The sequence below is a fragment of the Streptomyces sp. NBC_01233 genome (genome assembly GCF_035989305.1).
In the GTDB taxonomy this organism is placed as follows: Bacteria; Actinomycetota; Actinomycetes; order Streptomycetales; family Streptomycetaceae; genus Streptomyces.
The window spans coordinates 2,293,574-2,314,161 of record NZ_CP108514.1 but is presented as its reverse complement, the minus strand read 5'-3'; the positions used below and the strand labels follow the sequence as shown (position 1 = coordinate 2,314,161).

General features: G+C 70.2%; 28 protein-coding genes. All 28 read right to left on the bottom strand.

Annotated elements, in window-relative coordinates; translation table 11 throughout:
• Positions 1–2: 2 nt before the first annotated feature.
• The 28 genes from OG332_RS10765 to OG332_RS10630 all read right to left on the bottom strand — a co-directional run bounded on the left by OG332_RS10765 (position 3) and on the right by OG332_RS10630 (position 20,493).
• Complete coding sequence (locus tag OG332_RS10765; protein ID WP_327413239.1) at positions 3–2,732, bottom strand: hypothetical protein; 2,730 nt, start codon at positions 2,730–2,732, stop codon at positions 3–5.
• An 18-nt stretch (positions 2,733–2,750) separates the two neighbouring features.
• Positions 2,751–5,075 (bottom strand): phage tail tape measure protein, encoded by a 2,325-nt coding sequence (locus tag OG332_RS10760; RefSeq protein WP_327413238.1) that lies wholly within the window; start codon positions 5,073–5,075, stop codon positions 2,751–2,753.
• Positions 5,076–5,228: 153 nt separating this feature from the next.
• Positions 5,229–5,639, bottom strand: coding sequence for a hypothetical protein (locus OG332_RS10755; RefSeq protein WP_327413237.1), 411 nt, complete (start codon positions 5,637–5,639; stop codon positions 5,229–5,231).
• An 8-nt stretch (positions 5,640–5,647) separates the two neighbouring features.
• Entirely contained in the window at positions 5,648–6,154 is a 507-nt protein-coding gene (locus tag OG332_RS10750) for a hypothetical protein (protein WP_327413236.1), read from the bottom strand.
• The gene (locus tag OG332_RS10745) at positions 6,154–6,564 is read right to left on the bottom strand and encodes a hypothetical protein (protein WP_327413235.1); all 411 of its coding nucleotides are present in this window, start codon (positions 6,562–6,564) and stop codon (positions 6,154–6,156) included. The genes OG332_RS10750 and OG332_RS10745 overlap by 1 nt, the downstream gene beginning before the upstream one ends.
• A 72-nt stretch (positions 6,565–6,636) precedes the next feature.
• A complete protein-coding gene (locus OG332_RS10740) occupies positions 6,637–6,828 on the bottom strand; it encodes an HNH endonuclease (RefSeq protein WP_442816133.1) in 192 nt (63 codons plus the stop codon).
• A gap of 499 nt (positions 6,829–7,327) precedes the next feature.
• Positions 7,328–8,062, bottom strand: a complete 735-nt coding sequence (locus OG332_RS10735; RefSeq protein WP_327413233.1) for a hypothetical protein — start codon at positions 8,060–8,062, stop codon at positions 7,328–7,330.
• 4 nt (positions 8,063–8,066) lie between these two features.
• Positions 8,067–8,516, bottom strand: coding sequence for a hypothetical protein (locus tag OG332_RS10730; protein ID WP_327413232.1), 450 nt, complete (start codon positions 8,514–8,516; stop codon positions 8,067–8,069).
• A gap of 11 nt (positions 8,517–8,527) precedes the next feature.
• Positions 8,528–9,121: a phage gp6-like head-tail connector protein gene (locus OG332_RS10725; protein WP_327413231.1), complete on the bottom strand. Its 594-nt coding sequence runs from the start codon at positions 9,119–9,121 to the stop codon at positions 8,528–8,530.
• A 9-nt stretch (positions 9,122–9,130) separates the two neighbouring features.
• On the bottom strand, positions 9,131–9,421 hold the full coding sequence (locus OG332_RS10720; RefSeq protein ID WP_327413230.1) for a hypothetical protein: 291 nt from the start codon (positions 9,419–9,421) through the stop codon (positions 9,131–9,133).
• A gap of 11 nt (positions 9,422–9,432) precedes the next feature.
• On the bottom strand, positions 9,433–9,837 hold the full coding sequence (locus tag OG332_RS10715) for a hypothetical protein (RefSeq protein WP_327413229.1): 405 nt from the start codon (positions 9,835–9,837) through the stop codon (positions 9,433–9,435).
• 65 nt (positions 9,838–9,902) lie between these two features.
• Complete coding sequence (locus tag OG332_RS10710; protein ID WP_327413228.1) at positions 9,903–11,171, bottom strand: phage major capsid protein; 1,269 nt, start codon at positions 11,169–11,171, stop codon at positions 9,903–9,905.
• A gap of 210 nt (positions 11,172–11,381) precedes the next feature.
• Positions 11,382–12,053 (bottom strand): HK97 family phage prohead protease, encoded by a 672-nt coding sequence (locus OG332_RS10705; RefSeq protein ID WP_327413227.1) that lies wholly within the window; start codon positions 12,051–12,053, stop codon positions 11,382–11,384.
• Between the two features lie 10 nt (positions 12,054–12,063).
• Positions 12,064–13,338 carry a phage portal protein gene (locus OG332_RS10700; RefSeq protein ID WP_327413226.1) on the bottom strand — a complete coding sequence of 425 codons (1,275 nt, stop codon included), beginning with the start codon at positions 13,336–13,338 and terminating at the stop codon, positions 12,064–12,066.
• 13 nt (positions 13,339–13,351) lie between these two features.
• Positions 13,352–14,896 (bottom strand): terminase, encoded by a 1,545-nt coding sequence (locus OG332_RS10695; RefSeq protein WP_327413225.1) that lies wholly within the window; start codon positions 14,894–14,896, stop codon positions 13,352–13,354.
• Complete coding sequence (locus OG332_RS10690; RefSeq protein WP_327413224.1) at positions 14,862–15,107, bottom strand: hypothetical protein; 246 nt, start codon at positions 15,105–15,107, stop codon at positions 14,862–14,864. Before OG332_RS10690 ends, OG332_RS10695 begins: the two co-directional genes overlap by 35 nt.
• Positions 15,108–15,119: 12 nt before the next feature.
• The gene (locus OG332_RS10685) at positions 15,120–15,761 is read right to left on the bottom strand and encodes an HNH endonuclease (RefSeq protein ID WP_327413223.1); all 642 of its coding nucleotides are present in this window, start codon (positions 15,759–15,761) and stop codon (positions 15,120–15,122) included.
• A gap of 241 nt (positions 15,762–16,002) precedes the next feature.
• Positions 16,003–16,281, bottom strand: coding sequence for an HNH endonuclease (locus OG332_RS10680; RefSeq protein WP_327413222.1), 279 nt, complete (start codon positions 16,279–16,281; stop codon positions 16,003–16,005).
• Between the two features lie 141 nt (positions 16,282–16,422).
• Entirely contained in the window at positions 16,423–17,007 is a 585-nt protein-coding gene (locus tag OG332_RS10675; RefSeq protein ID WP_327413221.1) for a DUF4352 domain-containing protein, read from the bottom strand.
• 453 nt (positions 17,008–17,460) lie between these two features.
• A complete protein-coding gene (locus tag OG332_RS10670) occupies positions 17,461–17,925 on the bottom strand; it encodes a DUF6221 family protein (protein WP_327413220.1) in 465 nt (154 codons plus the stop codon).
• A gap of 8 nt (positions 17,926–17,933) precedes the next feature.
• Positions 17,934–18,071: a hypothetical protein gene (locus OG332_RS10665; RefSeq protein ID WP_327413219.1), complete on the bottom strand. Its 138-nt coding sequence runs from the start codon at positions 18,069–18,071 to the stop codon at positions 17,934–17,936.
• A gap of 79 nt (positions 18,072–18,150) precedes the next feature.
• On the bottom strand, positions 18,151–18,393 hold the full coding sequence (locus OG332_RS10660) for a hypothetical protein (RefSeq protein WP_327413218.1): 243 nt from the start codon (positions 18,391–18,393) through the stop codon (positions 18,151–18,153).
• A 20-nt stretch (positions 18,394–18,413) separates the two neighbouring features.
• Positions 18,414–19,079 (bottom strand): hypothetical protein, encoded by a 666-nt coding sequence (locus OG332_RS10655; RefSeq protein WP_327413217.1) that lies wholly within the window; start codon positions 19,077–19,079, stop codon positions 18,414–18,416.
• The gene (locus tag OG332_RS10650) at positions 19,076–19,345 is read right to left on the bottom strand and encodes a hypothetical protein (protein ID WP_327413216.1); all 270 of its coding nucleotides are present in this window, start codon (positions 19,343–19,345) and stop codon (positions 19,076–19,078) included. The genes OG332_RS10655 and OG332_RS10650 overlap by 4 nt, the downstream gene beginning before the upstream one ends.
• Positions 19,346–19,353: 8 nt before the next feature.
• Complete coding sequence (locus OG332_RS10645) at positions 19,354–19,500, bottom strand: hypothetical protein (RefSeq protein ID WP_327413215.1); 147 nt, start codon at positions 19,498–19,500, stop codon at positions 19,354–19,356.
• Positions 19,501–19,550: 50 nt separating this feature from the next.
• On the bottom strand, positions 19,551–19,919 hold the full coding sequence (locus OG332_RS10640; protein WP_327413214.1) for a hypothetical protein: 369 nt from the start codon (positions 19,917–19,919) through the stop codon (positions 19,551–19,553).
• Entirely contained in the window at positions 19,916–20,143 is a 228-nt protein-coding gene (locus tag OG332_RS10635; protein ID WP_327413213.1) for a hypothetical protein, read from the bottom strand. Before OG332_RS10635 ends, OG332_RS10640 begins: the two co-directional genes overlap by 4 nt.
• Positions 20,140–20,493, bottom strand: a complete 354-nt coding sequence (locus OG332_RS10630; protein WP_327413212.1) for a hypothetical protein — start codon at positions 20,491–20,493, stop codon at positions 20,140–20,142. The genes OG332_RS10635 and OG332_RS10630 overlap by 4 nt, the downstream gene beginning before the upstream one ends.
• Positions 20,494–20,588: the final 95 nt, after the last annotated feature.

Below are 20,588 nucleotides of genomic sequence, written 5' to 3'. Positions count from 1 at the left end.
CCTTACAGGGAGAGGATCATGGGCTGGGCCAGCCGGACATCTGCCGCACTGGAGTGGGCTTTGACCACGGCGTTGACCGAGCGGGTCACGGTGAACGTCTGCGGCGACGAGGCTCCGGAGACCGCGGTGACGGTCATGACTTCCCCGCCGACTCGAATATCGAAGGGGGTCTCGCCGGACGTCGCCCACAGCGGGCCGCTCGGCGTTGCCACCGACAGCGACGTCGCGGTGGACGTGACGCCCGACGCGAGAGTCGAGCCGGCCGTGTCGCCGCGTCCTGTCGTCACGTCGTCCAGAACTCCGACCGCCCACGGTCCCGCGGGCGAGCAGTTGAGAATGATGTCCCAGTCGTTGGGGTGCCCGATGACCTCGGTGTAGCCCTCGATGGTCAGGTCGATCGGGCCGGGTGGCAGCCAGTCCGGGGGATTGGTGATCTGGATGCGGTCCCCGATATCGAGCGCCAGAACGTCCGGGATCAGGGACGGTGCCGCAGCCAGATTGATATGAACCGTCGGGTATCGGGCCTCGTCCCAGGTGCCCAGGTACAGCGACCACTGGGCGATCGGTTCCACCTGGCTGTCGTAGCGCACGTTCAGAGTGCGGCTGTCGTCGTAGGGGCCCACCCCCAGCGGCGGCGCCTGCACCGACAGAGCGCTCGTCTCGTCCACGGCCCGGGCGGAGGAGCCGCCCGTGCGTGTGACGGTGCGGTCGTTGCGGACCCGCTGGTCGTCGTCGACTGGCTCCAGCGGTGGGGCCACGTGTCCGTCGGCGGTGTAGTCGAGGGTGAGCGCTACCGGCCGGTTGTAGTACGACTGCCGTGACCGGTAGTGCAGGGCGATCCGTTCACGATCTTCGTACAGCACGCCGCCGTCTGCCGCCTCGCACTCGGCGAGGAGGGAGAGCAGGGAGCCGGGCCGTTGTGCGCCCATCGCCGTGTCGGCGTACCCGGCGGTGAGCGGCACGTTCTCCTCACTGCCGAGGCGCGCGATCCGGTGGCCCGTCAGCTCGCCGCCGTACCCGTTGTCCGAGCCGCCCCACACGTTCAGGTCGGACGAGGGGAAGACGGACAGGTGCCCGATCTTCATCCCGGAGAAGTCGGCTCCGAACTCGGTGTCGAAGCGCTCGACGAGGCCGACGGTGCCGGGCTCGGACCAGTCCCACGCGCCACCGGTCCCGTCAACCTCGACCCAGCCCGCGTGGAAGTCGACGTTGCCGCCGTTCTGCTGGGCGGAGAAGTCGAAACGGAACCACCGGCCGGGGCCGTAGGTGTCCGAGTTCGAGAACGACTCGTTGATGATCAGAGTGTTGGCCGAGTCGTAGCCCTCGATGCCAATGGTGGTCGGCGTGTACTTCACAACGAGCCCGGCCGCGGTGCCCGTTGTCCGAAAGGCCAGCCACGACTGAAGCGTGCTGCTCGGGGCGTCGAGCTGGTAGATCAGCGAGATCAGGTAACCGCTGGTCGGGCTGGTGTACGCGGGTACGGGGCCGGCCATGATGGCGGCGCCGTTGATGGACGGCAGGGCGCCCGATCCGGGACAGCTGTCGTCCTGGCCGAAGGTGAAGCCAGTCACGGGCAGCGGGGCGCAGCCGACGAGCGGGGAATAGGCCTGCGTCGCTTCGCGGCCGTCCTCCATCGGCCAGTAGGCCACCGGCTCCTGTGACGGAAGCCGACGGGCCAGCGTGGACGCGAGCGCTTTCTGGCCCTGGCCCAGACGGCGCAGGATCCCGGCGGCCTCGACCGGTACGTAGATGTCCTTGCCGGACACGTCCGCGCGGGCAGGCCAGGACGACACCTCGGCGTGCAGCCGGTACTCGCGGTTGGTGATCTCGGCGTCGCCCGCCACGGTCCAGGTGCGGCCAGCAGAGTCTGCCCAGGAGCCGGTACCGACGGCGAGGGCGCGCGTGTCGGGGCTGGCGATGACGGTGCCGCCGATGCTGGACCGGACCTCGGCCCGGTGGAGGCGGCCACGCCACGGGTAGCGGGTCAGCGTTGTGGTGATCTGGGTGGGCGCGATCTCTAGAGGCGCGGTGCCGCTGAAGATCGACGTTACGCCGGCTCCGGTCGCGGTCCCGGCGAGGGTCCACGGTCCGGCGAGAGTCTCGGCCCAGTACAGGGTGACGGTCCAGCCGGACGCACCGTTGTCCACGTCGAGGGTCGCGCGCAGGGCCGCCCTGTGGGGCAGCTGCGGCAGCTCGACGCTGGCGGTGATCGCGCCTGCCGACAGGCCGGTGGGTGACCACACGAAGTGGCTGAAATTGTTGAGGGTCCGCCAGATCCACGAGCGGTTGCCGTCGACCGCGGACCACTTGCCGATCAGGGTCGGGCCGGTCAGGGCTTGGGCGCTGACCTCATCCCAGTTCTTCGTCAGCTCGATCCGCACGTCGATGTCACCGACGATGTCGAGCGACGCATGGTCCGGGGTGGCGACGATGTCCCCGGACACGCCGGTGGTGGCGAGGTACGACTCCGGCCCGGCGACCGAAAACCTGACGGGAGTGTTGCGGCCGATGAGCCCGTAGTTCGCCGAGCGCGGGTTGCGCGGGCTGTACTTGTTGGCCCGGTTATTGAGCTGGAACGTGGCCTTCGACGGGTCGACGCGGGTCGCCTCATCCGGACGGCCCCGCTCGATGGTGAGCGGCGCCCGCCGGTACAGGTCCCCCGTCATGTCCGTCCACGTCCCGCCGACCTGCATCTCGGCGAGGAGCTCGATCGGAGTCTGCGGGAACGCCACGACGGCGCCTCCTTCCTGCTACTGGCCGTATGCGTTCTGCACGGACCCCTGCCCGACGACGCGGACGTTCTGACGGAAGAACTTGGTCAGCGCGCTCTCGCCACCGGTGACGTCGAAGACAACCCGCACCTGCTGCGGGCCGAACCCCGGCCGCATCAGCGGGCTCCCGGCCTGGCCGCCGGCGAGTTGCTGACCGGCGAGCATCGACTGGCCGGCGCCCATGGTCGGCACGAGAGTGGCCATCGCCTGGGCGACGTCGTCCTGCCGGGCCTCGATGCCGAGGACAACACCGGCCGGGATCCACTGGCCGATCTGGTCGGCCATGACCTTGGACGGGGACGCGATGCCGAGTGCTTTCGCGATCGGCCCCGGGATCAGGTTGCGGGCCCAGCCCATGAGGGTGGAGCGGAGCCAGCCGCCCATCCCCTGGATGCCATGCCACAGCCCCGTGACGATGTCCCGGCCGTGCCCGACGAGGAGGTTGCCGAGGTCGCCTAGTGCGCCCGTGATCATGCCGGGCAGGCTCCGGACCCAGGCCACGAGCTCACTCCCCTTGCGCACCGCGCCGTCCTTCATGGACTGCCAGTGCTGGATGAACAGGCCGATCAGCGTGAAGTCGAGGAACGCCTGGTACAGCCAGCCGGGGATCCCGCCGAGCCAGTTCATCAGCCACGTCCACGCGGCCAGCGCCCCGGCCTTGATCTCTTCCCAGTGCTGCCAGATGATCCCGCCGAGCATCCACGTGACGAAGAAGTTCCAGATCTGATCGACGGCCCACTTGATGCCGGTCCAGATCGCGCCCCACGCGGCGACGGTGAACGCCTTGATCTGGTCCCAGTACGTGTAGATCAGTGCCGCCAGGGCGATCACCCCGAGGATGATCCACCCGATGGGGCCCATGGCGATCAGCCATTGTGCGGCCATCGTCGCCGCCCACACCACAGCTCGGGCGGCCATCATGACGAACTGTCCTACGGCCGCGGCGCCCGCCCGGATCACGGCCATGACCCACGTGCCGATCGAGGTGAGCGCCGAGCCCACCCACGCGGCCGAGGTTGTCGCCGCGGACACCACTGCCGCGCCAGCGATGCGGGCATACATGCCGAGCCCGATCGCGTTCATCCGGATCCAGTTCCCGATGACTGTCCAGGCGCTGGCGCTGATGATGGCGTTGGCTCCGGCGACGACCGCAGCGACCGCCGAGTAGGTGATCATCGCCGCCTTGACGACGAGGACCGTCGTGGCCAGCCCCATCAGCGTGTACGCGAGCGGCTCGAACACCGTCTGGTGCTTCATGGCGAACTGCACCATGACACCGCCGACCTCGGACAGTTTGCCCATGGCGTCGCGCTTGAACGTCTCCAGCGCGGCCGCCGGCGAGCTGCCGACCGTGTTCGCCATGGCATCGGCAGCCCCGGCGACTTGGCCGAGCGCGCCCACGGCGGCGTCCGGGTCGAGGGCGTACAGGGCCTGCCCCAGGTCTTCGGCCTGTGTACCGAACAGACCCACCGCAGCAGCCGACTGCGCTACGGGGTCCTTGATGCCGCGGAGTTTGTCGAGGACGAGGCCGAGCGCGGCCTCGGCGCTGTCGCCGCCCTGGCCGATCTTCGACATCATGTCGTCAGCGTTCAGGCCGAGGGCCTTGTACGCGTCGGCGGCACCCTTCGAGCCGTCGATGGCCCGGATGCTGAATTCCTTGATCGCGTCGGCGACGATATCCGCGTCGCGGGCGCCCGCCTGCAGGCCCTGCGTGAGGAGCCCGGTCGCGGTCTGCCCGTCCAGGCCGAACTTGCGGAATTGTGTGCCGTACTCGTTCATCGTGTCGAGGAGGTCTTCGGCCTTGTCCGCGCCGGACTGGAAACCGCGGGTCAGGATGTCGAGGGCCTCGTCCGCGTCCTTCGCGAGCCCCGTTTTGATCATCTGGCCCACGGCCTTCGTGACGCCGCCGAGGTCCTGGTCGAATGTCTGCGCGAGCGCCATCACCTTCGTGGTGACACCCTCCAGGCCGCCCTGGAGATCGCTGGTGTCGCCGATCTGCTGGTAGACGCCCTTGATAGCCTCGTTGACCTCGGCCGTCGACTCGCCCCACGCGTTCGCGTACACGCTGGCGGAGACCTTCGACAGCTCGGCCGCTTCTGCCGGACCGATGCCGAGCTGTGCGGCGAGCTTCGCATTCGCGGCGGACGCGTCCAGGTTCGCCGCGATGCCAGCGCCCAGGGCAGCGCCGACGCCGGCCGCGATGCCCGCGGACGCGGTGGTGATGCGCTCCTGGAATTGCTGGATCGTCGCGGACGCGCGGTCGCGGGCGATCAGGTTGAAGACGAGGGAGGTATCGGACGCCACGTCATCGCCCCCTCTTCATCTTCTCGTTGGCCTCGTTCTGGGCTTTCTCGTATCCGTCGAGCCAGTCCAAGAGCCCGTCTTCCTCCTCGACCGTGAGGAGCCGCCACTCCCAGGGCCGGACACCGAGGAGGTGCGCGGCATCGCCGAGCCGTCTCAGGCGACGATCGGCGGCAGGACTTTTCCCCCGCCTTCGGACCCGTCGTCCTCGGCCTCGGCGATGGCCTGATCGAGGCCTTCGAGCATGGCCTCACGCTGCTCCGGGGAGGCGTGCTCGGCGGCCTGCTCGCGGATGAAGATGAGCTCGGCGCGGGTCTGGACGAGGGTGAGCTCGTCCCACGCAAAGTCGACGTCCTCGTACCGGACGCCGGGGTGCTCGCGCTTGAGGTACATGTGCAGCAGCGCGCGCCGGCATCCCGAGTTGCCGTTGGCAACGGCCTTGGTGAAGTCGGAGAAATCGCGGCCGGTGCGCTTCTCCAGGGCTTCCCGTTCCGCCGACATGATCTTGCGCGGGTTGTACTCCCAGCGCTGCTCATCCGACCCTTCGGGCTTGTAAACCAGGTACATCTCGTCCCCTATCCGGCCCGGTCGGCGATCCGCCGGGCCATGTTCTCCATGGCCTCGTGCACGGCCTGGGTGTAGCGGTTCGTGTCGCCCTCCATGGCGTGGTCGAACCAGAGGGTTTTGCCGTGCTGTTGGACCCACGGCTCCTGGCCGTAGGTCAGGTGTCGCCAGCCGCGGGCGCGATTCGTGCGCTTGGGCGCGTTGGCGAAGCCGCGGATGTTCCTCGTCTTGAAGGCCTTGATCCGAGCCCCGGACCAGCGTCCGCCGAGCTTGACCTCGGGCCTGATCTTCTTGGCGATGGCCGAACGGAGCGCCGGCGCAGTGCTCGGGCCGGCCGAGGACATCGCCATGATTCCGCTCTTGGCCTGCACGGCCGCCGGTTTCAGGGCCTCGCGCATCCCCTTGGCGAGCTCCTTGCGGAGCTCTTTCCCGTCGGCCTCGGCCCGCAGCGCCCGGGCCAGAGCGTCGAGGCCCTCGTGCGTGCACGTGAGCTCGAACGGGGGCCCGCCGCCGGACATCAGGCGACGGCGCGGGCCACGGCGCCGGACGTTGGGTAGCCGACGCCCACGCTCGCCTCGTCACCGATCGAACCCTCGATCGGGTTCCACTGCTTGATCAGCACGTTCCCCGAGTAGCTCGGGTTGGACGCGCCGACCGCGGCCTGGTCGGCGCGGGTCACGAACGGGACCACGGTGCCGAACAGCGGCCACATGATGCTGTCGATCTCCGTCGCAGCGACGTCCTGGAGGAACTCGATGGAGAGCTCGCCGGACTTGAGGCCGCCGAGGACTTCCTTCCAGCCGAGCGACGAGTAGGTGGTGACGTCCTTGTCCTCCACCTCCATCGTCAGCTCCGCTTTGCGGACGTACTCCGAGACGTCGGTCCCGTTGAGGGACAGGAACTGTGCGAGCAGGACCATCTTGGCCATGGCGGATCACCTTTCTGGGCACGACGAACAGCCCGGGACCAGTGGTCTCCGGGCTGAGGCGGGTGGGGCTTTCTACTTGATGCGTTCCGGTGCGTAGCGGGCCAAGATCTCCAGGGCCCAGGCGACTTTCTCGTCGACTCGCTGGCCCTTCGGGTGGCGCGACGACCACAGCTCCAGGTTCTCGGGTCTGTTGTCGTCGCGCACGCCGTTGATGTGGTGAACCGTCTCGTCCTCGAACAGGTCGCGGCCGAGGGTTTGCTCCATCACGTACCGGTGTTCTGCACGGTACCGGCCGCCGCGCAGGACCATTCGGTACCCCTGTGGCGTCAGGTATCCGTTGCTCTCGCCTGTATGCAGGGCATGGGCTGGCCCGGGGTTCCCCGTGCGTTTGACTCGGGCCCGGTGCAGAGCGCAGTAGACCTTCCCGCGCCGCGGCTTGTCGCAGCCATCCACAGAGCAGGGCTGCGGCGTCTTCCTCTTGGGCCCGCACGGCTGGGCTTCGACAGGCCCCGCCTCGCCATGCCGCCGCCACCTCCGGTAATGGGTGTCGCAGTACCCACCAGAAGCGTGCGCGCGATCGCACCCATCCACGGAGCACGCTTTGAGAGGGGTCTGTGACCGGTGCGGTGCATCAAGCGGGCGGCCTGCCCGTACTCGCTCGTAGTGCAGCTTGCAGTAGCTCTTCGCGAAGTGTCTCTCTTCGCAACTGTCCACGGCGCAGGGTCGGTTGGGCATATGGCATTCTATCGCGCAACCCGGACTGTTAGCGCACGCCCAATGAAACTGCGAATATGAAGCTGGGCGACGTGCCGGAGATCGTCCAAGCGACCCGGAACCAGGTGTCCGTGATGGCACTGCCCGTGGTCCGCAGGATCTGTCCGCCGGCGGCCGTGGCCGCGGTGAACGTCAGCTGCGTGGTCGGGCTGGCGAACGTGTTGTCGACGTCGGACTCGATCCGGGCTGTGATCGACGGGGTGGTCCCGGATGCGGAGAGAACGTGCAGCCCGGCGTACAGCCGCTGTCCGGCAGCCGCGGCGCCCAGCTCCACGCCGGTCCCGGTGCCGGTCGACGTCCGGGCGGTCCCGGCCGGGTGCCCGATGACGCCGCGCACGAGCGGCCACGAGCTCTTGGCGGTGCCGGTCCACGGGGCGACCTCGCCCACGGCTTCGCCCTGCGTGTAGTCGGCGCGCATCGCCTTGGTGATCCAGGCGAGGGAGCCGACCGTGGCCAGGTTCGGGCAGGCCGTCCACGGGCCGGTGCCGCCGAGCTGGGACCAGGACGCGTTGTCGACGAGGGAGTCGTCGCCGGCTTCCCACTGGCCCTCGCCGCTGATCTCTGCCGAGCCGAGCCCGGCCATGACTTCCTTGTGACCGTTGGACAGGTAGTTGGTGGTCTCCTTGTCCTCGTACTCGGCCGTGATCTCAATCTTGTTGGATGCGCCGCTGAGGTCCGCGCCGACAGCGAACAGGCGGCAGTTGAGCAGTACGAACTTGCTCACGGGGTCAGCTCCTTCCGTCGCCGATGATGCGGATGATCAGCTCGGCCCCGACGTACTGCGTGCCCTGGTGCTCGTACCATCGGTAGCCCTGCACTCGGGTCACGTGCAGGTCGTGCGCCAGGCCGCCGAGCGCGTACTCGCCGGGCGCCCCGCGGGCTGCTTCGATCGCGGCCTTCAGTGACGCCGGCCCGGATCCGGAGAGCAGCGCGTCGAGGGTGCGCTGCGCAGACACGTCGTCGGCGCGGCCGACCAGCACACGGCACGTCAGCTCGGCCTCGTCGAGTGCGCGGCCCATCGCCTTGTCGAATTCGAGGCTGTACTCCGCGGCAAAGAAACAGGGGGCGGTGATCGAGTCCGGGGTGTAGCCGTGGCAGGTCAGCTTGGGCAGCCCGGACGGGAGGACGACCTCGCGGGCCGCGGCAGCGATGGCCTCACGGACCGCGGACATCTGCATGACGGCGCCCCCTATCCGAAGCCGGGCAGGACGAAGTGCTCGATGAGCGCCCACACGTCCGGGTCCCGGCGGGACAGGCGGACGACGCCCCACTCCGCGGACCCGGTCACGCCCTCGGGCGAGTCCTTGCGCTTGAACAGCCGCGAGGCCTGGATCACGGTGGCCTGCACGATCTCGTCCGGCACGGCCGGCCAACCCCACTGCGCGGTCACCCGCACGCGGGTCGGGCCGCGCCCCCAGGACGCTGTGCCCTGCAGCAGGGACACGATCGGGCGGCCGCGGGCGAGCGCGTTGTCCGGGCCCGTCTCGTACCCGGTGACGGCCGTCCAGGACCCGGCTGCGCCGGTCTCCACCAGCGTCGGGGCTACGCCCGCGTCGTCGATGAGGAGCCGCTCGCCGTCGTCGCCGCACACGCTCCGGCCGGACGGGTTGTACGTGCGGGCGGACGCCACTCCGTCGAGCCAGAAGCGGCGGCCCGTCGCGGTGTCGATGCTGCGGGACGCGGACGCCAGGGCCGCGGCCAGCAGGACGTCGCGTGTGTCGTCGTCGTCCTCCAGGCCGAGGCTGGCCTTGAGCACGGACAGGTCTGCGTACTCGTTGGCCACCGGCCTACCTCACTCTCGGACGATGTTGCCCTGGCCGTCGCGCGGCTTACGGGGCCGGCCGCGGCCTCGCCGCTCCTCGGTCTCGGGCAGCGACGCGTCCTCGGGCGCCGGCGGCGCGGGCGCCTCGGGCGCCGGGGCGGTCGCGGTCTCCACCGGCGGGTCGTCGGGCACCGCGACGGCGATACCGGCGCCGACCAGGTGCGCGGCTTCTGTGGTGGGGAGTTCGGCGATCTCGCCGCGTGCCGGCCAGGGCACGCCGTTGCGGGTCCCGGACATGGCCACGGTCATGCGGATACGCATCAGGTCTCCTCTCACGACCGGGTCACGGGCGCGTACCGGGGACGGCCGAGGAGGATCGCCGCCCCGAACAGGCCGCCGGTGGTGGCGCCGGTGGTGACGGCCACGACCCGGAGGTAGCGTCGGGTCGCCCGGACGCCGACCTCGTACACGGTGTCGTCGTTCGCGGCGACGAGCGTGGGTGTGCTGCCGTCGAGCTGGGCGGCGGCGACGGCCTGCCAGTCGGTGGATCCGTCGGCCGAGTCCTGGATGGCGACCGCGTGGGAGCCGTCGGTGACGGTGCCGGTGGATACGAGCACCACGGCGTCCTGCATGCCGCCGTTTGCTGCCCGGTCGACAGCCACACCGCTCGCGGTGCCGTCGGTCCGCAGCGCCGGAGAGAGGCTGCGCTTGAACAGGGTCTGGTTGTACGTGGACATGGAGGGTCTCCTATCCGGGGCAGGGCAGCCCCCGGGGACGGTGGGGGCTGCCCTGCCGCGGGCTCTTAGGCGGTGCCGCCGGTGAACGTCTTGATGGCGCCGGTCAGGTCGACGAGCGCCGCGTCCGCGCGCATCAGCGCCCGGAACGTGACAAGGTCGTTGCCGAACGCGAACTCGTCGGACCGCTCGAAGCGCACGCCGCCCGCGAGGCGGACGAAGTACTGCGAGAAGTCACCGAACGCGATCGACTCCGCGCTCGCAGCAATGGCTGGCATGTTCGGGTCGGTGAGCACGGGCTTGCCGAGGATGGTGTCCGGCTGACCGGCGATCACCGAGGGCTGCCAGATGTACTGGCCCTCGGCGGTCTTGATCTTCCGGACCGCGCCCGCGGTGCTGTCGGCCATCAGCCAGCGGCACGCCGAGGACATGCGGTACGGCGAGATCACCGAGTGGAAAAGCGTGATGAGCAGATCAGCGCCCTGGTCCGCCGTGCCCTGCGCACCGAACCCGCCGACCGGGGTAGCCGCGTTCGGTCCGGTCGCCCCGGCCGAAGCGTCGGTCAGGACACCGCGCGGCTTGGACGATCCGTCGCCGGTGATGGCGTGCGCACCGAAAGCGTTGCCGAGCGCGCGCCCGGCCTGCATGGCGAGGTAGCCCTCCAGGTCCACGCCCGTGTCGGTGAGGAGCTCGCGGGAGACCTGGATGAGGGTGCCGTACTTGTACGCGCCGAGCGAGACCTGGCCGAACGCAGGGTCGGACTCGCCGATCGATGCAGCCTCGGTGACGATCCCGCCGCTGCTGTGAGCCGTGGTCTTGGGAACCTGGATGACCTCGCCGGACGCGGTGTTCAGGACGGTGGCACCGGCCTGGAGGATCGCCGAGGTCTCGATGAGGTGGGCGACGAGTCGGTCGTAGAAGCTCGTCGGGACGGTCGCGCCGCCCGCGCCCGAGCTCAGCTTGGACAGGTCACGGAAGTTCACCGGGCCGGACGGGTTGACGTCGATGGCGCGCGGGCCCTCGCCGCGCAGGAAGTTCCGCAGCGCGACGTCCCCGCCGCCCTCCGGCCCGCCCTGGCCGCCGGCGCCGCCCTGCTTGCGGGGCTCGCCGCGGAGCGCCGACATGGCGTCCTCGGCGTCCTTGGCGCGCTGCTCGCCGTCGAGCACCGCCTTGATACGCACGTCGAGCGCGTCCAGCTCGCTGTTCAGCGCGACCCAGGACTTCTCTTCCTCGCCGGAGAACGCACGGTTCTCATCGGCCGCACGGTCGGCCAGTTCCTTGGCCTGCTCCCACACGTTGGCACGGCGCTCGCGCAGCTTCTTGGCAACTTCGGACATGGAAATGCTCCCGTCGGGATGTAGCTGGACGGGAGCCCACGACGCCCCGCACCAGGGTCTGGTGCCTGCGGCCGACGCGTGCTGCAATCGGCGGTCGTCTGATCACTGCTCCGTGCTGCACGTGCCGACGGGGTTTCCAATCGGCAGGCCCGGCCGGATGCCGGACCCCCGCCGCTAGGCGGGCGTACCTCGTGCTCACTGCACCCCACGTCAGGCGTAGGGGTCGGACTTCCGGGCCAGCAGCTGCATGCGGGCGGCCGCGCCGTAGCTGGTCTTCTCCTGCACCTTGGGCTTGCCCGTGGTGCGGTCGGTGCGGACGAAGAAGCGGCGCAGCTCGTCCTCGTCGGCGAGCTTGCGGACCTCCTCGAAGTCCGCGCCCATGTGCCGGGCCAGCGAGCGCAGGCCAGCCGTGCTGTCGGGGTACGCCGGCGTGTTGACCGGGGCCACGTCGACGAGCTGGACGCGGAGCAGGGTCCGCATCGGGAACCCCTGATCGGTGGTGCCCCACTCGTCCTCGATCGTGCGGAACGCGAAGCTCGACTTGCGGACGTCGCCACGCTGGACGAGTTCGAGGATGTCCGCGCGGGCCTTGGGCGGGTCGACCTCATAGTCGAGGCCGGTCCCGTCCACCATGATCCGCAGCGTCCCGGACCCGGTGGAGCCGAGGAGCATGTTGTCGTCGTGGTTGTAGCGGGCGATCACGTCCGGCCAGCCGTCGCCGCGGGACGCGTTGAACGCGGCCGCGTCGACGACCTCGACGAACCCGCCCAGGTTCGACGACTGCCGGTTGAAGACGGCCGCGTAGCCACCAATGGTGGTCTTCTTCTCGGATGCCCGCAGCTCGACGGGCACCTTGGTAAAGCGCCGCTCGGTGTCGGTCACCGGGGCCTCCTCACTCAGATGGGTTGCCGCCCGCCGGCTCTTCGTCGGGCTGGGATTCGGCCGCGGCCAGGAGAGCCACGGGCATGTAGGTGTCGCCGTGCTGCCCGGCAGGCAGCGGCGACAGGTCTTCGATCGCGCGGACCTCGTCGCGGTTGCGCCAGCCGTCCTGAAGCGCGATGCGGTGCGCCTCGTACCGGGTACGCAGGTCCACACGGATCATCGCGTCCACGTTGAAGCGGACAAACTCGCGGCCCGGCATCAGCGCGGACAGCTTGGCCTCAAGCCGGGCGAGCCACGGCCGCAGGGTGAACCCGACGAAATTCAGCGCGTTCTGCTCGACGTTGGCGTACGTCATCGAGCCGCCAGAGTCGCCGCCAACCATCTCGGGCGGGACACCGTAGATCGCGGCGATCTGCGACGCGTTGAGCCGCATCGTCTCGATGAACTGCGACTCCTCGGGGCTTACCTTCAGCGCCTCAAAGTCCCAGTCCGAGCCGAGCACAAGCGGCTTGCGGGCACGGACCCGCGCGGACAGCCGGTCGGAGATCTCCGCCGACTCGTCCGGGGTGATCGTCTTAGCGCTGTTCTTCAGCACGCTGGGCGGGGTGCCGCCGTTGTCGAACCAGGACAGCCCGTACTCGGTGGCGGAGAGGCCCACGCCGATCGTGTGCGCGAAGTAGCTGACGGGGGAGAGGCCGACGACCTTGCCGGGCATGACCACCCACGGGATGTGGACGATCTGCTCGCGGGGCACCTCGATGCCCTGCCAGTAGAAGACGGGCAGCGTCGGCCGCAGCTCGTCCACCCACACGTCGTCCGGGTTGAGCCACTCGATCATCGTGGGGAAACCGAAGTCGTCCCGCTGCGTGATCAGTCCGTAGGCGTTCCCGCGCAGGGCAAGCGACACCACGCACTTGTGGAGCCACTCGAACAGGTTGTCGCGGGCCGCCGGCGCGAACAGCAGCGACGGTACGAACGTGAGCATCTCCCGCGACGCGCCGTTGCGCCGGTACGTCTGCACCGGCAGCGACGCGATCGAGTCGGCGAGGATCCGCACGCACGCGAACAGCGGGATCAGCTGGAGCGCGCGGGCGGCCGCCGTCGACTGCGAGGTGGATGCGCCGCCGCTCAGCCAGGGCAGCGAGGTGATCGCCCGTTTGCTGACGCCGCCCATCCACCGGAAGGGCGCGGTCAGCGCGCGGCCCATCCTGCGCCAGCCGCCGGGCTCCGACGGCGGGGCACCGCCCGGGTACCACACCCCATCGGGGCCGAGAGTCGGGCCCATCAGTTCCCCCTCCTCACAGCACCGAGCTGAGTACGTCGTAGTCGTCGCGGACCAGCGGCCCGCGTGTGAGCAGCGCCCACCGGGCTTGCACCGCGGCGACGAACGGGCTGACGTCGACGAGGGACTTACGCCGGTCCAGCACCCATGCGTCGCCGACGGGCCGGGTCATGGCTCCGTTCACCGCCGCGGTGAGCGGGGCTTGGTCGATGTGTCGGACCGTGCCTTGCGTCATCGCGTCGGCCATCTGCCCGGACGCCTCGACCATGTCGCCGGTCCGCATCACCACGAGGTGGCCCGGAAGGGGACGGTTCTTCTCGTCGCCCTCGGGCGCGCGGATGCCCGCGGCCACGAGGTCGTCAATCAGGGAGGAAGAGGGGGAACCGGACGCGGAAATGGCCACGGCCACCGGATTGTGCAGCTGCCGCAGCCGTATGACGGCAGGCACCGCCCAGTCCGTGCCGGCCCGCCGGTCGATGACCTCCAGGTGGACACGCCCGTCCGGCCGGAGCCCGGCCAACGCGATCGTGGACGTGGTGCGGTCCTGGGACACCTCGACCGCGAGCGCGAGCTCGGCGCCGGGCCGGGACCGCTCGTCGACGAGCCCGGACCACGCCGCCTTGGGCACGTTCGGGTCCGACGGCGGCGCCGCCTTCCGCGTGCGATTCAAGTACGCCCGGTCGAACTCGCCAGGGTCCAGCTTCTCCAGCTCGGCTCGAATGATGTCCTCGGTGACCGTGTGGCCGAGCGCGGGCAGCGTGCGCCGCCACGTGGACGGCTGGTCCCGAGGCAGGTGGTCGGGGGCGAACCACTCGAAGTAGGCGACCCGGGGCCGGTGGCCGGTCGCCCACATCTGCTGGATCAGCTCGCGGCCGGCCTCACGCTTCTTGTTCAGCCACACGCTGCGGTCCGTGCCGCCCGCGCTCGCCCACCAGAGCTGAGCCATCGGCTTCGTGAGCATCGCGGGGGAGAAAGCCTGCTCCAGGCGGTCATCCTCGGCCGCGAAAGCCTCGTCGATGACCCCCAAGTCCAAGGGCGGCCCGTGGCCCGCCTTCTCGGTGTTCGAGGTGATGCCGAGCAGCGAACGGGTGCTGCCCCAGATGATCGCCTCATTGCCCGTGGTCTTGCGCGGCCGGTACCTGCCGAACAGCGCCGACCCGTCGAGCGTGGCGAGGAACTCGTCCTCCCACCGCTTCTTGGCCATCGTCCGGTTCTGCGCGGCGTAGGTGACGTTCTGCCGCTCCCACGCCATGATCCGGTGCACCATCACGGCCAGGATCTGCTGAGTCTTGCCCTGCTGCCGCGGAACGCTGAGGCCGACCTCGCGGTGCGCGAACAGGCCGGTGGCCGGGTCCAGCTCCAGCGCCACGTCGAGGACGTACCGCTGCCAGGGCATCGGCTCGAAACCGAGCCGCTGCATGACCTTGGCCGCCTTCCCCCCGAGCGTGGGGCAGCCGGGGCGCCGCGGTGTTCCCCACCAGGGCGCGCACTCCAGCCCGTACAGCTCTCGGAGCTGCTCGCCGAACTCAGTCGGGGCTTCCCAGATCGGAGAGGTCGTCATCTTCGTCCTCCGCCGGCCGCCCGTCGACGAGCTGCTTCAGCGTGGCCCGCAGCTCCTTGTTCAGCGCGGGCAGCAGCCGCCCGTCGTCGCCTCCGCCAGCGTCCATGTCGGCCGCCAGGCGGTACGCCATCTCGGCGAGGGTGGGCTCGACGCCGACCAGGCCGCCGATCGCGTCGATGTCCTCGCGGACGGCCTTCTCCACCGGGCCCATGACGGCCGCCTTTCAGCTCAGCGCAGGTTGGACCAGGGCGCGCGTACCGCGTCGGGAGTTGCACCCGCGGTGCGCGAGCGCCAGGTTCGACGCCTCGTCGGTGCCGCCAGCGGACACCGGGACCAAGTGGTCCAGAGTTGCCGCGTCCCGGTGCTGGAAGTACAGGGTCGGATCGACCAGCCGCGCACAGAGGTGGCAGCGCCAGCCGTCGCGGCGGGCTACGTCCTCCAGCAGCGGACGGGGGCCGACCACCGCCGCGCCGCGCCTTACCGCAGCCGCACGCCGATCCTTGGCCCGACGCCGGGCGCGGGCGCACGCCTCGCAAAAGCGGCCCTGCTGGTTCCGGCCGCGGGCGGTCAGTTCGCCGCAGGTGTCGCACGGCATGGGCTGTTCGGGCACGTCGTTGAGGCGGCGGAGGTTGGTGCCCATCCCGCGTCGGGCGCAGGCCAGCGAGCAGGTGCGCAGCGCCGGATCAGTGAATGGCCGGCCGCACTGGGAGCACGGACGCGGCACGTGCAGCTCGGGCCTTGAGTACGGGTGCGGCTGCTCGCGGCGGCAGGCGCGGCAGACGGCTTGTCCCTCCGGCAGTGAGCCGCGGCCCCGCCACAGCAGGGTGCCGCAGCGGGCGCAGGGAAGGTCGGGGTGACGAGGCATGGACGGTCTCCAGGGCATGCGAAAGCCCCGGCGCCTGGAGACGCCGGGGCTCTCTTCCCGCGCGGATCAGGCGCAGGCGACTGCTGGGTTCAAGATCGCTTCGGGGGGTTTCGCCTCGCACGCGTAAAAATAAAAGCTGGGCGCGGGGCTGGGAAGATGATCTTCCCAAAAAATCAGCCGGATTTCCTGGCTCGGATCTTCAAGATCTCAACATTCGTGCAGGTCAAAGCCTTGTGATCATTTACGAATACCAGTCGCGAGACGTCTTCAGCCCGCTGGTCAGCGGCTTGTTGCTGCGCTCGCCGTTGCAGTTCCGCCCGCAGGTCGGGCAGCGGTTGACCCCGTGCGCCGGCGCCTGGTTCTCGGGGTCGAGCGGGTCGCCGCCTCGGCTCACCGGGGTGAGGTGGTCGACGACGTCGGCGCCGGGGTGGCCGCAGAGGTGGCAGACGTCGGACTCGGCGAGGAGACGGGCGCGTTGCTTGCGGTAGGCGTAGGTGGTGAGGTCGCGGCGCTTGGCCATGCCGGCGCCTCCTCGTCTGCGGGTTGCCGCCCGGGGCCCTCGTCCCGGGCGGCTGCACCCGCACCCACTCCGCACTGAGTGGTCATGGGTGAGCTCGGCCGCGCTGGTGCGGGACCGGGCTCAGCGGTGGTAGTCGTGGGGTTACTTGATGGTCCACTGTCCGGTCTGTGAGGCGAACCCGGAGTTCATTGTGAACTGGACGGTGGTGATCTTCGAGTCCTGCGGAACCTCGTAGACGATCCAGCCGAGGACCTTGGCGCCGGGCGCGACCTTGGCCGAGCTGGTCATCGCGGGACCGGCCGTGACCTCACCGAACGTGGTCTGGAACTGCTGGCCCTGGTCGTCGGCGACCTGCGTTCCGTTGCTCGGGCTGTCGCTGTATACGGCGGTGCCGGTGTTGACCAACTCGAACTGGGCAGCTACCCAGCGCTTCCCGTCTTCGGGCTTCGTGTACTGGTCGGCGCTCTTGGCGGGGTCGGCCCACTGCTTGATGGTGACGGCCAGCTGCTCGCCGTCATTGTTGCCCTTGAGGGTGACGGTGTCGCCGATGGTGGCGGCCTGGCTGGCCGGCGGGGTGCTGGGTGCGGCACTGGCGGGGGCGCTGGTGGCCGGTGCACTGCCGATCGGGGCGGCGTCGGGCTTCGTGGTGATTTCGCCTGGACCGCAGCCTGTGAGGGCGAGTGCGGTGACGGCGGCGAATGCGGCGGCGGTGGCGCGGGTGTTCATGGGCCCCCCAGGGCGGCGTGGTGTTGACACCGCATCATGCGGAGAGGTGAGCGGCTGGGGTGGCGTGGTGTCTGAATCGTGACATGCGAAAGCCCCGCACTCTGGCGGGGCGTTGTGTCCGGGCACGCGGGACGTGAGGCCAGGATGGGGCACGGGCGCCGGTTTTGCAACTGGGTGCAGAAGAGCCCCAGCCGCGTGTGAGTGCGGCTGGGGCTCTCCAGGGGCGGGCCCCACCATCAGCGTGGGGTTCACGCTACGCCTGAGTCGCCTGGAACAACACCCCTGCGGGAAGGGGTTCGGGGAATGGGAGAGCCCCGCCGCACGGGGGGACGTAGCGGCGGGGCTCATCGGGTGGCATCACCTTGGGGAGTGCAGCCACCGTGCCTCCGAGGGCGCAGGGCTCACGCTACGCCCGGGGTGGCTGGAACAACACCCCTCGTGCGTGGCCGAATCTCAGCCGTCCGAGGGTCGCCACTCCTCGCGGTAGTCCGGGTGGTCGGCGTAGGGCAGGGCAAGCGGGCGGAGTGTGCGGCAGGCGCCTTCAGGCACGTCGTCACGGCGCTGGTAGTGCGCGTGCTTGGGGACGCAGAGGCCACAGACGGGGATCTCGCCGTGCTTCTCCTCGCCGTCCGCCAGCCAACCGATCTCGCGATGGACGATGCCGTGCAGTTCGACGATCTGCCGCTTGGCGTCGACCTCGGCGAGGACGCGCGCCGGGTCGTGGCGGACGATGCGCTCGGCGATCCCCGCCCAGTTGCCGTTCGCGCACTCCTCGGCACGCTTGCCGTCCGAGGCCACGATGACGCCCGTGCCGCCGATCTGCCTCCAGGCCAAGGGCGGCTCGTCGGCGTCGCCGATACGCGCGATCTGCTCGTCTTCATCGAGGCGGGCGCGGAGGAACTGCACGAGGTCGTCCATGCCGCCCATCATCCCTCCTTGCGGGTGCCCGGGACGGGCTTCGGCGACGTCTGCATGTGGCCGCCGCGGCTGGCCTGGTAGTCGGTCGCGTGCTTCGGGTCGGGCCGGGTCTCCGGCGCCATGGGCATGGTCTTGCGGAGTGCCATGATGGCGGTCCTGTCTCTCGTGAGGTGACGGGGTGTCCGGGGCGGCCGATGTCTTGGCGGATGGCGGCCGCCCCGGCGATCAGATAGTCCAGATGGAGCCGCGCACCACCGCAGCGGTCGGCCAGCCGGTGGCATCGCGGATCCACGCGAGGGCCTCGGTGGTGACCTCCTCGGCGGTCAGTGCCCTGTCGGTGGTGAGGCTGCCGTTGCACTGGCGGCCACGCGTCGGAAGCTCGGGCGTATCGGCGACGTCCACAGCCCAGGCGTAGCGGCCCGGCTGGAGGATGAAGTCGGCGTTCGGGCCGAATTGGAAGGCGGTCATCGGGTTCTCCTTCGGGGTGGTCAGACTTTGTACGCGCGTCGCTCGGCCGGGTCGCGGATGATCGTGATCCCCGCTCCCTCCTCGACGGCGAGCTGTAGCTCGACGGGTGTAGCTGGGGCTGTAGTCGCCCCTGTAGGCGTTTCCTGACCTGCGACAACTACAGCTACGGCCGGATCTGGAGAGGGGTCCGAAGAGGGGTCGGGGAGGTCGGCGAGGCGGACCCCGGTGGACACCCCGCGGCCGGGCTGGCGGACGCTTCCTGTGACCGGGATTTTGAGGGCGTCGCAGGCGGCCCGGACGGCGGCCGTGTTCCACGGGTGGCCGGTGCTCTCGGTGAGGTGTTCGGCGAGGGCGGCGAGGTGCGCGCCGTGGCCGCCCGCGGCGAGGGCCTGGACCGCGGGCACGAGGTCGTCCGGGCGGGGCGGTTCGGTGGCTTCCTCGGCCCCGGCCGGCGGTGGCTCCTCGCGCTCCGGGACGGTCTGCGGGCGGCCGGCCCACCATGCGGCGCCAAGCCAGCCGACCAGCCCCGCGGGTGCGATGTACGGGTACGGCTGGAGCTCGGCGAACAGGTACGGGCTGACGTACGCGGCCGCTCCCCCGCGCAACGCGACGGACTGCCAGGACCCGCCAAGGGCCCGCCGCGTGAGGACGGCGGTGCCGATGGCGACGCGGGCGGCGTGATTCATCGGCCGGTGGTGGTGCCGGTGATGGTCTGCCCGACCCCGTCACCGGCCTGCCGGGTGCCCTGCATCACGGACCCGATGAGGCCGCCGGCGCCGCCGAGGAGGATCGCAGCGACGGCTACCAGGGCCATGGCCTTGCGGGTCTCGGAGTTGATGTGCTTCCAGCGGCCGACGAGGAACGCGACGAGGAGCAGGCCGATGATGACCGATCCGGAGCCGATCCCGGCCGAGTTGATGCCCGCTTCGGGGGCGGCGATGTTGATGTTCATGAGGGCGCTCATTTCGATGCGGCGTAGAGGACGAACCAGATGACGAGGAGCCAGCCGAGGAAGCGGCGTGCGCGACGGTTGACGAGGGCCAGGGCCGCGAGCGGGAACAGGGCGAGGAACGCCCAGTACGAGACGACGTAGAGGCTGATGAACACGACTCACGTCCGGCTGAGACGGTGTGGCGCACGGCTGACGCAGGGCTGGCTCATGCGGTGGCGCACGGGTAGTACTCGGCGAATGCGTCGGCCTGCTCCGCGAGTGCGTCGGCTGCGGCGCGGAGTGCGCCGCACCAGCGCCGGGCTGTCGCATCGTCGGTGATCATGTGCGACGGTCGGGCGTCGATGACGGCCTGAACTGCGGCGCTTGCCTGGCTCACGGCCTGCTCCGCCTGCGCCAGCTTCCGCGCCCGCAGGGCCGCGCGCGTATGCGCCAGCGCTTCCGGCTTGGCGAGGTCGCGGAGCACGGTGTCCTTGGAGACGCCGATCTGCGCCGCGATCTCGCGGGAGGATGCGCCACCCTGCGCCAGCTGGCGCACCTTGGCGCGCCGGGTGGCGATCTCGGTGGGAGTGGTCATCGGCCGGCCTCCAGGGCGGGACATTCGAGGCAGTGAGCCGCGGGCTGGTTGTGGTAGCGGCACAGGGCGGCCACGTAGGAGCCGGGTGGCGCCCAGCCGCCGGCGGCGGCGAGGACGTGTTCGGCGCGTGCCCAGGTCTCGGCGGCGGTGTTGCCGGTTGATGAGATGGCGAGGCAGGTGTCGTCCGGGCCGAAGATGCCGTGGAAGACGAGGGGGCGGGTCATGGGCGGGCGGCGGCGCGGAGGCGGAGCGCGTACTCGCCGCGGGTCTCGTCCGGGCGGCTCGGTGCGTCGTCTTCGTCGTCGCGCGGGCCGGGCAGGGCAGCCATCAGGGCGGCCTGGAGGGCGGTGTGTCGGCCCCGGTCAACGCGGCCGAAGCGGCTGACGCGCTTGAGGTGGGTCCACGCGTGCTGGGCGGCGAGGTCGTCGATGGCCAGGGGCGTGATGGGGCCACCGGGGTTCTCGCCGCTGATCCACTGGGCGATGCGCTCCATGAGGATGCGGAGCGTGGCCGGGTCGCTGTCGGCCTGGCGGAGGCCTTCATCCGGCTGGCTGGGGTGGGTACGGTGTGCCATGGCTGTTCCTCCTGGTGATGCAGGTGGGATGGCTGGCCCCGGCCGGAGGTGCGAACTCCGTCCGGGGCCGTTCTGTTGGTGCCGTACCGAGCGTA